Raw genomic sequence first — 13,059 nt, 5'->3', positions numbered from 1 at the left:
GCTGCCCGGATACGACCGGATGCGTGTCATGCATCCGCGGATCGATGATCGCGGGCCGCATCGGCGCGGATCAGGCGACGACGGAGGAATCGACCCACCGGGCGGTCGATGCAGCGGTGTACTGCGATGCCCAGGCCGACGGATGCGACGACCGACACCACGACGACGGGGAGCCACGGGACCTGACGTACGCCGAACCACCCGAGGGCGCGCGGGAGCACCTGGGCGACGAGCGGGTGGGTGAGGTACAAGGCGAAGGCGCTGTCCCCGCACATCACCACCCAGTCGGGAAGCCTCGAGCCGTACCGCCGCTCGACGGACACCACGAGTGCGAAGGTGATCGTCAGGAGCGCGAAGACGACGGCCGAGACGGCGGCAGGGCCGGATCGGACAACTCCGATCGCGATGATCAGTGCTGTCAGCGCCGAGCAGGTCGCGATCGGGGCGAGGACCTGGCCGGATCGGACAGCCCGCGCGATCGACATGCCCGCGACCAGGAAGAGGACGAGGGGATTCGCGTAGAACCAGATCGCACTGCCCTCGTCCGGTCGCCATGCGGCGAGGATCGCGAAGAGCACCAACACCGCTGAGACGGAGCGCACCGGATCGATCCGGACCGCCATGGCTGCCGTGACCAGGAAGTAGAACGCTGCTTCGAAGACCAGGGTCCACTCGACGCCCCACAGCATCGGGGCGATGCCGTGCTGACCGCGGGACGGCACGAGCAAGAACGACGTGAGGACGCGGACCGGAGTGAGCGCGCCGTCGAACATGGCACCGGGCACGACGACGGCCGCGATGATCTTGGTGGTCGTCATCAGCCAGGCGAGCGGCAGGATCCGGATCGCGCGTCGGAGGGCGAAGGTCTGCCAATCCGGCTCACGGCCGGAGTCGATGACGAGGACGACGACGAAGCCGCTGATCAAGAAGAAGACAGAGACGCAGACATCGCCCAGGAGTGCGCTCGACGGCGCTTGTGCGCCGGAGCCGGCGTCGCGGTTGACCCAGTAGCACGCATGAAGGGCGACGACGAGGAGTGCGCTCAGAAAACGGAGCGCTTGCACACCTCGGTAGGTCGTGGACGGCGCTTCAGTGGCGGGGGGATGAGCACCCACCCAGTTTGCCGCCCGAGAGTTCCAGCGCAAGACATTTCACATGCCTGTGGATTCATCCTCCCGCTGCGGAGAGTCACTCGTGATCACGGCGCGCAGGAGCAGTTCCGTGCCGCGAGCGCCGCGCTCGCGTGCGATGTCGAGCGCCGTGCGGCCGGCCGCGTCCCGCAGGTCGACATCGGCTCCGCGTTCGAGGAGCGCCTCGGCTGCACTCCGTCGGTCGAACCAGGTGGCAGCGTGCAGCGGCGCCAGCCCCCAGCGCGGGTCGAGATCGTCGATGCCGGACGACGCGGAAGTGAACCCGTCCAGTTCGAGTGAGAGTCCGCCGATGTCACCGTGCGCCGCCGCGCGCACCGCGGGGGAGGCCCACTCCACCCAGCCGTCCGGCACCGGCCCGTGCCAGCCGTGTGGTGGCCGTCCCTCCAGCTCGGACCAGGCCGCTCCGTCGACGGGACAGACCTCGATCGCCACATCGCGGAAGTGCACCGCTAGTTCACCCGTCGGCGAGACCAGCAGACGGAGCTCCCAGACGTCCGCGTCCACGTGTGCGATCTCGCCTCGTGAGACCTGCACGTCGCCCGAGAGCAGAGCGAGTGACTCGATGTCCTCCGGCTCCAGCACTGCGCGGGAGAACCGCAGCGTGACCCTGGCGTGGTTCCACCGGCGCCACAGTCCGTCCGGGGTGTCGAGCACCTCGTCCGTCCGGACCACCACGGTCGCGTGCAGGGTCTGCCCCGGCGCCGAGCCCGCGCCGGCGGCGTCATCGGGGACACCGCTGACCTGCCACTCGGCGAACCGAGCCTCGTTCCAGGTGATCGATGCGAGAGCCGCGACCGAGGGCGGTGCGTCGACGATCAGACGGGCGAGGTACTGCGGGTACCCCTCGACGTCCTCGAGTGAGACGTACCCGGCCGCGGGCCAACCCACTCGACTCCATCGCACTGTTCGAGGCTACCGGGCGTCGCTGCTCCCGAGGGACCTGGGTGACAGGAGCAGCGACGCGTGGCGGGGGAACGGTCAGCGCTCCTGCTGCTCGACGGTGTTGTCCTGCCCGATGTCCTGGACGGTGCTCTCGCCCCCGTGGGTGATCGTGTTCCGACTGCCGGGGACGATGATCTCCTTCGCCGACGCTGCATGGACGATGACGCCGTCGCCCTCGACCACGAGCTTCGACACCGCGCCGAGCTCGATCGTCGAACCTGGCGTCGCTGCGCCCACGATGGAGACGCGGTCGCAGTCGAGGGAGAACTCGTCGTCAGCAGTGAGATCGGAAGCGAGGATCCGAGCGACTCCGTCCTTGCAGACGTTGTACTCCGTCGACGGCGAACGGGTCGGTGCGGGGGACGTGGACTTCGACGCCTTGTCGTTCGTCGCGGCACCCGAGCAGGCGGTGAGCGTCGCCGCGAGTGCGAGACCGAGGGACAGGGCGACGAGTGTGTTCTTGGTGGACATTGGCTCTCCTTGTGTCGTGGTGCTTCGGTTTGTTGGTGGGGGTCAGGGCGTCCGACCGGATCGGGACGGGTCCTCGTGGTACGTGCTGTAGGCCCCGTAGGAGTCGGACCCCTTGCGGGAGGCCTTGCTCATGACCAGCCCGAGCGTCGCCGCGCGAGCGTTGGACAGGGCCTGGAGTGCGGTGGCGACCTGATGGCGGGTGGCTCGTGCTGCGGCGATGACCAGCACGGCGCCGTCGGTGATGCGGCTGAGCACCGCGGCATCCGTCACGGGGAGCAGCGGTGGTGCATCGAAGATCACCGTGTCGAAGTCGGCCGCGAGTTGCTCGACCAACTTCGACATCGCGAAGCTCCCGAGCAGCTCGCTGGGGTTCGGCGGGACCTGCCCGGCGGGGAGGATCCTGAGTCCGCCGACACCCCACGGGAGCATGACGTCATCGAGTTCCGTTCGTCCGAGGAGGACGTCGGTCAGGCCTGCCGACCCCTCCAAGCCCATCAACGCCGCGACGCGGGGGCGACGGAGGTCGGCGTCGACCAGTGCGACACGTCCACCGTTCTCGCTCATCGCGATCGCGAGGTTCGCCGCGATGGTGCTCTTGCCTTCGCCGGCCAGAGCCGAGGTGATGGTCAGTGTCCGTGTCGGACTCTGCAGATCGATGAACTGGACGTTGGTCCGGAGGGCCCGGAAGGCCTCGGCGACGGGGTTGCGCGGATCGGTGTGCACGATGAGCGGTCGACGTTCGAGCGAATTTTCGACGCTGATCGTCCCGAGCAGCGGCGCATCTGACACCTGCTCGAGGTCGCTGATCGTTCGCAGCCTGGTGTCCAGGGCCTGGAGGAGGAGGGCGCCCCCGATGCCTGTCGTGAGGCCGGCGACCAGTCCGAGGAGGACGTTGACGACGAGGCCCGGCGTTGCGGCAGCGCTGGGCGTCTCCGCAGGCTGGATGACCTCGGGGCGCACCAGCGAGGTGCCGCCGTCGGTTGGTTTCTCGAGGCGCTCCGTCACCACGTCGATGAACGAGCGGGCCACCGCGTCGGCGATGTGCTGCGCCGTCTTCGGTTCGGGGTCTCGCACCGTGATGTCGACGAGCACGCTGTTCGCGGGCGAGATCGCGGTGATCTGCTCTGCGAGTTCCTCGACGTCCTGCTCGAGACCGAGGTCCTCGATGACCGGTTCGAGCACGCTCGCACTGGTGATCACCGCGAGGTAGGAGGTGACCTTCTGCTGTGCGGCGTTGTTCCCCTGCGCGAGTTGCGTCACGTCTGTGCCTGATGGCTCCACGGCCACGAAGAGTTCTGTGATCGCGTCGTACTGCGGGGTCGATAACCACGTCCAACCCCCTCCGAGGAGTGCTCCGAGGAGCGTCGCGATGGCGACCAGGGCTCGGGAGCGACGGAGCGCGCGGGCGATGTCGGTGAAGGTCAAGGGGGACTCCGATCGTGGATGACGACCGTACCAGTATATCACGTGTGTTATGCAAACGAGTGATCGGCGGACGGCCCGTGGGAGGGCCGTCCGCCGATGGACTCAGTTCGCGGGGCTCAGCGTGATCGTGTTGGAGTCACTGAACGTCCCGTCCGCGCGCTTCTGGGTCGCGGTGAGGTTGTACACGGCGCTCGGTCCGATGTTGTCGCTGTAGGACCACTTCCCGCGGCTGTCAGCCTGCGTCGTCCCGAACGGTCCCCAGTCGGCGCTGATCGTGATCTCTGCCCCGGGCGCGGAGGTGCCGGAGATCGTGGTCCAGGCGCCGGGCACGTAGGTGCCGCTCGGGGTGTCGATCACCACCGGAGCATCAGCAGGCACCACGGGCTTCAGCGTGATCGTGTTCGACGTGCTCGAGGTCCCGTCCGTCCGCTCCTGACGTGCCGTCAGGATGTACTCGGCAGAAGGGCCGAGGTCACCCCAGAAGGTCCAGGAACCGTTGTCGTCCGCGGTCACCGTCGGCTCCAGCGGGCCCCAGCTCGCGTTCAGGGTGATGACGGCGTTCGGGCTGGAGGTGCCGGAGATCTTCGTCTGGCCGTCCGGGTTGTACGTGCCGCTCGGCGTGTCGATCACGACGGGCGATGACTGGTCGGCCTCGGGCTTGAGCACGATCGTGTTCGACTTGCTCGTGGAGCCGTCGCCGCGGGTCTGCGTCGCCGTCAGCTCGTAGATCGCGCTCGGTCCGATGTGCGCCCACCATGCCCAGTCGCCGTTCTGGTCGGCGTACACGGTGTCGAGGTACCCGAACGACGCGGAGATGTCCACGCGGGCGAACGGCGTCGCGGTTCCGCGGACGAGCGTCGTCTCCCCGGGCGAGTAGAAGCCGCTCGGCGTCGTGATCGCGACCTCCTTGTGCTCGGACGAACCCTTCGGCGCGAGCTTGAACACGGCCGACTCGGACGTGCTGCCGTCGACACGCTCCTGCGAGGCGACGAGGTTGTAGGACGACGACGGGCCGAACCAGCCCCAGACCTCCCACTTGCCGTTGCGGTCCGCCATGACGGGGGCGAGCGTGTCCCAGTCGGAGCGCACGGTGACCTGTGCGTACGGCGTCGCCGTACCGGCGATCCGCGTGACCTCGCCCGGCGTGTAGTAGCCATCGGTGGGCTCGGTGATGGCGACCGCGGTCGCCTCCTGGGAACCGTTCGGCACGACCTCGGTGGACGAGGACGTGCTCAGCGCGCCCTTGGACTGCTGGGTCGCCGTGATCTTGACAGAGGAAGTGCCGCCCGGGATCTCGATGTCGGCGGACCAGGTCGTGCCGGACACGGTCGTCTCGACCTGCTCGTCACCGGCCTGGACGGTGACCTCGGCACCGTCCTGGCCCGTTCCGGAGACCGTCACCATTCCGGGCGGGACCGTGCCGGACGGGCCGGTGATCCCGACACTGGCACCGTAGTCGATCGTGGTCTCGGCGGTCTGGGTCCCGTCGTCGACCCCGGTCTGCTCGATGACCAGCTCGTGGGAGCCGGCTCCGATCGGGTCGATCTCCGTCGACCACTTGCCGTCGACCACCTTCACCGGTCCGGCGATCGTCTCGCCGGTGGCCTTGTTCTTCACCGTGATCTCGCCACCGTTCACACCGGTGCCGCTCACTACTGCCTTCTTCGTGATGTCGCTGAGGAAGCTGGCTTCAGCGGTCGGCTTCGCGACGGCGGACTTGCCCGGGTTGATCGTGATCTCGGTGGTGGTGGTGTTGTAGCCCTTGCTCACCGTCGACGCGACGAGCTGGTACTCACGGTCTTCGAGGTCCTTGACCGCGATGTCCCAGGTGCCGTCCTGCTTGCTCGCCTCGGCGGAGCCGAGGATCGAGCCCGGCTTGCCCTTCTCGAACACCTTGACGAGGGCGCCCTGCTGTGACTTGCCCTCGAGGTCGAGCGTGCTGCCGGGCTCGAGCGCGGCGCCGTCCTCCGGCGAGGTGATCTCGGTACCCACGCCGTAGTCGACCGGCAGTTCCACCACGCCGTTGTCTGCGCCCCGGATCACCTGGGCGATCTCGAGGGTGTCGACGCCGGTCATGTTCGGTGCGTTCACGCCGGCGGTCCACGTACCGTCCGCGCTCACGGAGACCGTCTTGACGGTCTCTCGCCCGCGACGGATCTCGACCTTCACGTGCGGGGTGGCCTTACCGCCCAGCTGCACGACCGTCTGCGGGTCCTCGTCGAACTTCGCAGACGCGGTGACGTCCTGCACCCGCAGATCGACGTCGACGGTTGTCGTGCCCAGGGGGGACTTGCCGGCGAACGCGCGGACCGTGACGGTGTTCTTGCCGAGGGCGAGCTTGTCCAGAGCGACCGAGAAGGCCTCGCCCTGCGGCGTGACGTTCCGGGTCTCGCTGCCCCACTGCACCTCGACGCGATCCGCATCCGACGGCACGAAGCCGTAGAGGAACGCCGTCCCCTTCTCGACGTTGACGTCGCCGACGTTCGCTCCGAACGTCAGGGGCAGGTTCACCGTGGTCCGCTGACCGCGGTCGCCGCCCCAGATCGTCGCCGACGTGACGTCCGCGGGGACCTCGTCCAGCACGACGCCGCGGATCCATCCGTCAGCACCAGCCGTCAGCGTCTGGTAGTCGCCGTCCTTGGTGTCACCGCTGGAGACGTGCACGACTGCGTTGGGGCTGCCTGCTTTCGCCGTCAGTGTCCGCTTGCTGCCGGTCTTGCCCACGGCCACGTCGGAGAGCGCTGCCTCGTGCAGCGGAACCGTGACGGAGCGCTCGGAGTAGAGCTCTCGGACGCGCAGACTCGTGCCGGCCGTGAGGCGCCGGTCCAACCGGACCTCGTACTTGTTGCCCGTGGCCTGTGCCACGTTCTTCCAGGTGGCGCCGTTGTCTGCGCTGACCTGGACGATCGCCTTGTCGCCGAACGTCGTTCCTGAGAGCGTGAACGAGTCGCTTCCGCTGTCGTAGTGCGCCGACGCCGCGAGATCGTACGGTCGCGTGACGACGATGTTGAGCGAACTTGCGGAGTTCACCCAGGAACGTCCGTCGAAGGCGCCGGTCTGAACGGCCACGGTCCGGGACGCGCCCGGCACCAGGGCGAGTGCAGCCCACTCGATAGGCACCTGGACGGTCGTCGCCCCGACAGCGTCGGTCGACCAACCGACACTGTCGCTGTTCCTTTCTGACTCCGGCCGCTGCAAGGGCGTCCTCGTGTAGTCCTCGTAGGCGAACGCGGCGTGCTTGCGATCTCCGTCGTCAGGAAGGTCGGCCTCGAGGGTCACCCCCTTCGAATCGACCTTGACGATCCTCACGTCGTTGAGGCGCTCCGGACGGTTGTCGACCGTCACCGGGGTACGCACCCCCTGCACGTACTGGAACACGAAAGCGTCGCGGAGCTTGGATGCATCGGCGTTCAGTTCCGCGGAGAACTTGCCGTCTGAACCTGCCTTGATGACCTGCACTGCGTCGTCGGCGTAGCGGCTCGGGCTCACGTAGACGTTGGCACCGGAGCGGACGGCGGTCCCACTGAACACCAGGTCAGCGGTCTCGTTCCAGTCGATCTCGATGTCCGTGATCGCTGCAGTGCGAGATGTCGCAACGTCGATCGGCTGGGATCCTCCGAACGAGACCTGCACTCGCTCGCCCCAGCCGACGTCGTCGGGCAGGACCTGGTCCAGGGTTCCGGAGCTCCCGATCTGGTACGTCTTGCCGTGCTTACCGTCCTGATCGGCGATGATGACAGACTCGTTCGCCGATCCCTTGATCGAGAGCGTCACTGCATCGGTTGCCTGGTCGTAACGGCCCGACGCCGTCATGCCCTCGATCGGGACAGCGGTCGACCGCGAGTAGGTGATCCGCTGGTCCGCGAGCACGCGCTGCACCGTGAGCCCGAAGTCTGCGGTCGAACCCGCGAAGTCCTCGTCCACGGCGACCTTCACCGCGATCGCCGCCCAGGGGCTGCTGCCCGGCCCCCAGTGCAGGTTGTCGCCAGAGCTGTTGCCGTCCCGCCACTGACGAACAGTGCGCCCGTCTTCGGAGATCGTGTGGTTGTAGGGGACTCTGACGCCGCCGAATTGCCCGTTGTAGGTCCGCCCCTCGGCATCGATGATCCGCATGCCGGCAGGAACGGTGAGGTAGCCGTTCCCCTGGTAGTCCCCGGACGAGGGCGCGAGCAGGATCCAGTCCGAAGTACGGCCCCGCACGAGGCGGCCGCCCTCGCGCACCAGGTCGCTCCCGACGTCGAGCGTCACCGGTGACTGCGGCAGAGAACTCCCGATCCGGAGGCGTGATGTGGACGCGTCGACCCTGACCCTCTGGTTGTTGTCCACTCTTGCGAGCTCGCCGTCGGTGGTGATCTTCCACGACTGGGCTGTGCTGCACGGGCGAAGCTTGAGTTCGTAGTTGAGCATGTCGGTGAGGCACGAATCCGTACCGGTCAGGCGCAGCTTGCCGCCGCTGCGCACCGGAATGTCCCACCACTGCGCAGCGGCTTCCGCCGCTTCGCGGGTGGCATGCGCCGTGATCGGGACGAGCGAAGCCGAATCCGCCGGGCCGGTGGACCAGTACTTGCCGCCGGCGTGCAGCACGAGCTGGCGTGTCTCGCTGCCGGCTTCCTCTGCCGCGGTCGCAGCGGCGGGCCCGAAGCTCAGTCCTGTGACGATGGTGGTGGCAGCCAGGCCAGCGGCCCCGACTGCTCGGAGTGTCTTCTTCATGTAAGAGGAGATGTCTTTCGGGATCGGCCGTGCGGACACACGGCTCCAATGTGAACATGTGAAATATTGCATGATCTCATTGAAGCAATGCCGAGTGTGATGGATACGCACGACCACCTTGAGCCGCCTTGAGCCGCCTCGACGCAGCTTTCGCGTCCGGCGCTTGACGTGCCGCCCATCCCGAGTAAACTTGAGTGCAGCGGACGCAACTCCGCGTAGGCTTCAGCAAGACCACGAACCAACAGAAGGAGCACCACAACATGGGACGTGCAGTAGGCATCGACCTCGGAACCACCAACTCGGTCGTCAGCGTGCTCGAGGGCGGCGAGCCCACCGTCATCGCGAACGCCGAGGGCCTCCGCACCACGCCGTCGATCGTCGCCTTCACGAAGGACGGCGAGGTCCTGGTCGGCGAGACCGCGAAGCGCCAGGCCGTCACGAACGTCGACCGCACCATCGCGAGCGTCAAGCGCCACATCGGTACCGACTGGAAGGTCGACATCGACGGCAAGAGCTACACGCCGCAGGAGATCTCGGCCCGTACCCTCGGCAAGCTCAAGCGCGACGCCGAGCAGTACCTCGGCGAGGACGTCACGGACGCGGTCATCACCGTCCCGGCGTACTTCAACGACGCCGAGCGCCAGGCCACGAAGGACGCCGGTGAGATCGCCGGCCTCAACGTCCTCCGCATCATCAACGAGCCGACCGCTGCGGCGCTCGCCTACGGCCTCGACAAGGGCAAGGAGGACGAGCTCATCCTCGTCTTCGACCTCGGTGGCGGCACGTTCGACGTCTCCCTGCTCGAGGTGGGCAAGGACGACGACTTCTCCACGATCCAGGTCCGCGCGACCTCGGGCGACAACCGCCTCGGCGGCGACGACTGGGACCAGCGCATCGTCGACCACCTGGTCAAGAAGTTCAAGAGCGAGCACGGTGTCGACCTGTCGACCGACAAGATCGCCAAGCAGCGCCTGAAGGAAGCGGCGGAGCAGGCCAAGAAGGAGCTCTCGTCGCAGATGTCGGCGAACATCCAGCTCCCGTACCTGACGCTGACCGCCGACGGCCCCCTCAACCTCGACGAGACCATCTCGCGCGCGCAGTTCGAGCAGATGACCTCCGACCTGCTCGACCGCACGAAGAAGCCCTTCAACGACGTCATCAAGGAGGCGGGTGTCTCAGTCAACGACATCGCGCACGTGGTGCTCGTCGGTGGTTCGACCCGCATGCCCGCCGTGGCCGAGGTCGTCAAGAGCCTGACCGGCGGCAAGCAGCCGAACCAGGGCGTCAACCCGGACGAGGTCGTCGCCGTCGGCGCCGCGCTGCAGGCCGGTGTGCTGAAGGGCGAGCGCAAGGACGTCCTGCTCATCGACGTCACACCGCTGTCGCTCGGCATCGAGACCAAGGGCGGGTTGATGACGAAGCTCATCGACCGCAACACCGCGATCCCGACCAAGCGCAGCGAGACCTTCACGACCGCCGACGACAACCAGCCGTCGGTCGCGATCCAGGTCTTCCAGGGCGAGCGCGAGTTCACCCGTGACAACAAGCCGCTCGGCACCTTCGAGCTCACCGGCATCGCGCCGGCTCCCCGTGGCGTCCCGCAGGTCGAGGTCACCTTCGACATCGACGCGAACGGCATCGTGCACGTGTCCGCGAAGGACAAGGGCACCGGCAAGGAGCAGTCGATGGTCATCTCCGGCGGCTCCTCGCTGCCGAAGGAGGACATCGAGCGCATGGTCCGCGAGGCCGAGGAGCACGCGGCCGAGGACAAGGCCCGTCGCGAGGCGAACGAGCGTCGCAACCAGGCCGAGCAGCTCGTCTACTCGATCGAGAAGCTCATCAAGGAGAACGACGACAAGCTCCCCGCGGACGTCAAGTCCGAGGTGCAGGGCGACGTCGACGCCCTCAAGTCCGCGCTCGCGGGTGACGACGACGAGGCCGTGAAGAGCGCCTTCGACAAGCTCAACGAGTCGCAGGGCAAGCTCGGCCAGGCCATCTACAGCCAGCAGGACGCGGGTGCCGCGGCCGGTGGCGAGCAGCCGGCCGGCGACCAGGGCCAGCAGCAGGCGGACGACGAGGACATCGTCGACGCCGAGGTCGTGGACGACGAGGACGACAAGGACAAGAAGTAACGATGACGGATCCCAAGGACAACGTGCCCGAGGACGGCGAGCCACACGTCGAGGGCGACGCCACCAACGCGCAGGAGCCCGAGGACCTCGTCGAGGCGGAGGGGCCGGACGTCGAAGTGCCGACGGACGCCCCCGCCGCCGGGGGGCCGGACAACGACCTGTCGCCGGAGGACCAGGCCCTGCTCGACGACGCAGCACGTGGCATGGAAGAGGACAAGCTCTCGCAGTCCGACCGCGACCTCGTCGCCGACATGCGCACGGACATGCTCCGGGCGCAGGCGGAGCTCGTGAACTTCCGGAAGCGCGTCGAGCGCGACCGCGAGGCGAACCGCGACGCCGTCATCGCCGAGGTCGTCCGCGCCCTGCTGCCGGCCCTCGACGACCTCACCCGCGCCGAGGCGCACGGGGACCTGACGGAGGGCCCCATGCAGGTCATCGGGCAGAAGATCCGCGGCGGCTTCGAGAAGTTCAAGCTGGTGCAGATCGGCGAGAAGGGCGAGCCCTTCGACCCGAACGTGCACGAGGCGATCGTGCAGCTGCCCACGCCGGGTGCGACCGACCAGACCGTCGCGGACGTCGTGGAGCCGGGCTACAAGCTCGGCGACCGCGTGCTCCGTGCGGCCAAGGTCGCCGTCGCGGTCCCGGCCTGACGCCCGGGAGGAGGTAGGGATTCATGGCCAGTCAGGACTGGTTCGACAAGGACTTCTACAAGGTCCTCGGCGTCGACAAGACGGCGAGCGACGCTGAGCTGAAGAAGACCTACCGGAAGCTCGCCCGGCAGTACCACCCGGACTCCAACCCGGGTGACGCTGCGGCCGAGTCCCGCTTCAAGGAGATCAGCGAGGCCTACTCGGTGCTCTCCGACAAGGAGCAGCGCACCGAGTACGACCAGGTCCGCGCCATGGGCTCGGGCGCCCGCTTCACCGCGGGCGGCCCGGGCGCCCAGGGCGGCTTCGAGGACGTCTTCGGTGGCATGTTCGGGCAGCAGGGCGGTGGCGGGCAGCGCGTCCGCTTCGGCCAGGGCGGCGGCGGTGCCGGCGGCTTCGAGGACATCCTCGGCGGCATGTTCGGTGGCGGCGGCTTCGGGCAGAACTCCGGCGGCTTCCGCGGCTTCGGTGGTCCGACCAAGGGCCGCGACGTCACGGCGTCGACGACGCTCGACTTCACCACCGCGATCACCGGTGACACCGTGAAGCTCTCGCAGGGCAACGGCCGGCCGGTGAACGTCCGCATCCCCGCGGGCGTCGCCGACGGGCAGAAGATCCGCCTGCGCGGGCGCGGCGAGCCGAGCCCGGACGGGGGAGAGGCCGGCGACCTGGTCGTCAGTGTCGCCGTCCGGAGGCACCCGGTGTTCGAGCGCGACGGGCAGCACCTGCGGGTGGACGTCCCCGTGACGTTCGCCGAGGCCGCCCTCGGCGCGACGATCCAGGTGCCGACGCTCGGCGGCGAGCCCGTCAAGCTGAAGGTCGCCCCCGGCACACCGTCCGGTCGCGTCCTGCGCGTCAAGGGACGCGGGGTCACGACGAAGAGCGGCACCGGCGACCTCCTCGCGACCGTGCAGGTCGCGGTGCCGTCGCACCTGTCGGACAAGCAGCGCGAGGCCGTCGAGGCCCTCCGCGCCGTACTGCCCGACGAGGACCCCCGCGAGGACCTCCTCGCGAAGGCGCGCAGCTAGCGCTGCTCGCATGAGCCAGCCTGGAGGCTCGGCGCGGCTTCCTGACGGGCGCTCGCCGAGCCTCCAGGCTGGTCCTGCACCACGCGGACGACGGAAAGGAACGAACCATGACCGACATGGACGAGAACTCGCCCGTCTTCGCGATCGCGGTTGCGGCGGAGCTCGCGGAGATGCACCCGCAGACGCTGCGGCAGTACGACCGGCTCGGCCTGGTCGTTCCGGGCCGCACGCGCGGCGGCTCCCGCCGGTACTCGATGCGCGACGTCGCGCAGCTGCGCGAGATCGCGCGGCTCGGTTCCGAGGGCGTGTCGTTGGAGGGGATCCGGCGGGTGCTCGACCTCGAGAACGAGAACCAGCTGCTGCGTGATCGTGTGCGCGAACTCGAGCGGGCGTTGGCCGACCAGCTCATCGCGCGCCCGGGCGCTCGCGTCTTCGCGGCGACGACGACCGGCGGCGCCGTGCCGTTGCGGGCGGGTATGCGCCCCCAGCGGAACACCGCGGTGGTGCTCTACCGACCGCAGCACTGAAACACCGTATTCCACCTTCTGGTTCA

Annotated in this window: 9 protein-coding genes; 4 read left to right on the top strand and 5 right to left on the bottom strand. The window is 68.2% G+C overall.

Annotated features, from left to right (window positions below):
- Window positions 1–26: 26 nt before the first annotated feature.
- The 5 genes from QUG92_RS11645 to QUG92_RS11625 all read right to left on the bottom strand — a co-directional run bounded on the left by QUG92_RS11645 (window position 27) and on the right by QUG92_RS11625 (window position 8,699).
- Window positions 27–1,064, bottom strand: coding sequence for an acyltransferase family protein (locus tag QUG92_RS11645; RefSeq protein ID WP_289459182.1), 1,038 nt, complete (start codon window positions 1,062–1,064; stop codon window positions 27–29).
- An 87-nt stretch (window positions 1,065–1,151) separates the two neighbouring features.
- The gene (locus QUG92_RS11640) at window positions 1,152–2,054 is read right to left on the bottom strand and encodes an ankyrin repeat domain-containing protein (RefSeq protein WP_182046400.1); all 903 of its coding nucleotides are present in this window, start codon (window positions 2,052–2,054) and stop codon (window positions 1,152–1,154) included.
- Window positions 2,055–2,129: 75 nt separating this feature from the next.
- Window positions 2,130–2,564, bottom strand: a complete 435-nt coding sequence (locus QUG92_RS11635; protein WP_289459181.1) for a hypothetical protein — start codon at window positions 2,562–2,564, stop codon at window positions 2,130–2,132.
- Between the two features lie 42 nt (window positions 2,565–2,606).
- Window positions 2,607–3,989, bottom strand: coding sequence for a tyrosine-protein kinase domain-containing protein (locus QUG92_RS11630; RefSeq protein WP_289459180.1), 1,383 nt, complete (start codon window positions 3,987–3,989; stop codon window positions 2,607–2,609).
- 102 nt (window positions 3,990–4,091) lie between these two features.
- The gene (locus QUG92_RS11625) at window positions 4,092–8,699 is read right to left on the bottom strand and encodes a hypothetical protein (RefSeq protein ID WP_289459179.1); all 4,608 of its coding nucleotides are present in this window, start codon (window positions 8,697–8,699) and stop codon (window positions 4,092–4,094) included.
- 260 nt (window positions 8,700–8,959) lie between these two features.
- On the opposite strand from QUG92_RS11625, the gene dnaK reads away from it, so the two are divergent.
- From dnaK to QUG92_RS11605, 4 genes are all read left to right on the top strand, one after another.
- Entirely contained in the window at window positions 8,960–10,831 is a 1,872-nt protein-coding gene (gene dnaK / locus QUG92_RS11620) for a molecular chaperone DnaK (protein WP_289459178.1), read from the top strand.
- A gap of 2 nt (window positions 10,832–10,833) precedes the next feature.
- Entirely contained in the window at window positions 10,834–11,481 is a 648-nt protein-coding gene (locus tag QUG92_RS11615; RefSeq protein WP_289459177.1) for a nucleotide exchange factor GrpE, read from the top strand.
- Between the two features lie 23 nt (window positions 11,482–11,504).
- On the top strand, window positions 11,505–12,506 hold the full coding sequence (locus QUG92_RS11610; protein WP_289459176.1) for a DnaJ C-terminal domain-containing protein: 1,002 nt from the start codon (window positions 11,505–11,507) through the stop codon (window positions 12,504–12,506).
- 116 nt (window positions 12,507–12,622) lie between these two features.
- Window positions 12,623–13,033, top strand: coding sequence for a heat shock protein transcriptional repressor HspR (locus QUG92_RS11605; RefSeq protein ID WP_182046444.1), 411 nt, complete (start codon window positions 12,623–12,625; stop codon window positions 13,031–13,033).
- Window positions 13,034–13,059 lie beyond the last annotated feature (26 nt).

The sequence above is a fragment of the Curtobacterium citri genome, from assembly GCF_030362955.1.
GTDB classification, from domain to species: domain Bacteria; phylum Actinomycetota; class Actinomycetes; order Actinomycetales; family Microbacteriaceae; genus Curtobacterium; species Curtobacterium citri.
This window is presented reverse-complemented; position numbering and strand designations above follow the sequence as displayed.

Excerpts from the sequence above, each read along its gene's own strand:
- QUG92_RS11635 (WP_289459181.1), bottom strand. The coding sequence starts at position 2,564 with ATGTCCACCAAGAACACACTCGTCGCCCTGTCCCTCGGTCTCGCACTC.
- QUG92_RS11610 (WP_289459176.1), top strand. The coding sequence starts at position 11,505 with ATGGCCAGTCAGGACTGGTTCGACAAGGACTTCTACAAGGTCCTCGGC.
- QUG92_RS11625 (WP_289459179.1), bottom strand. The coding sequence starts at position 8,699 with ATGAAGAAGACACTCCGAGCAGTCGGGGCCGCTGGCCTGGCTGCCACC.
- QUG92_RS11615 (WP_289459177.1), top strand. The coding sequence starts at position 10,834 with ATGACGGATCCCAAGGACAACGTGCCCGAGGACGGCGAGCCACACGTC.
- QUG92_RS11605 (WP_182046444.1), top strand. The coding sequence starts at position 12,623 with ATGGACGAGAACTCGCCCGTCTTCGCGATCGCGGTTGCGGCGGAGCTC.
- dnaK (WP_289459178.1), top strand. The coding sequence starts at position 8,960 with ATGGGACGTGCAGTAGGCATCGACCTCGGAACCACCAACTCGGTCGTC.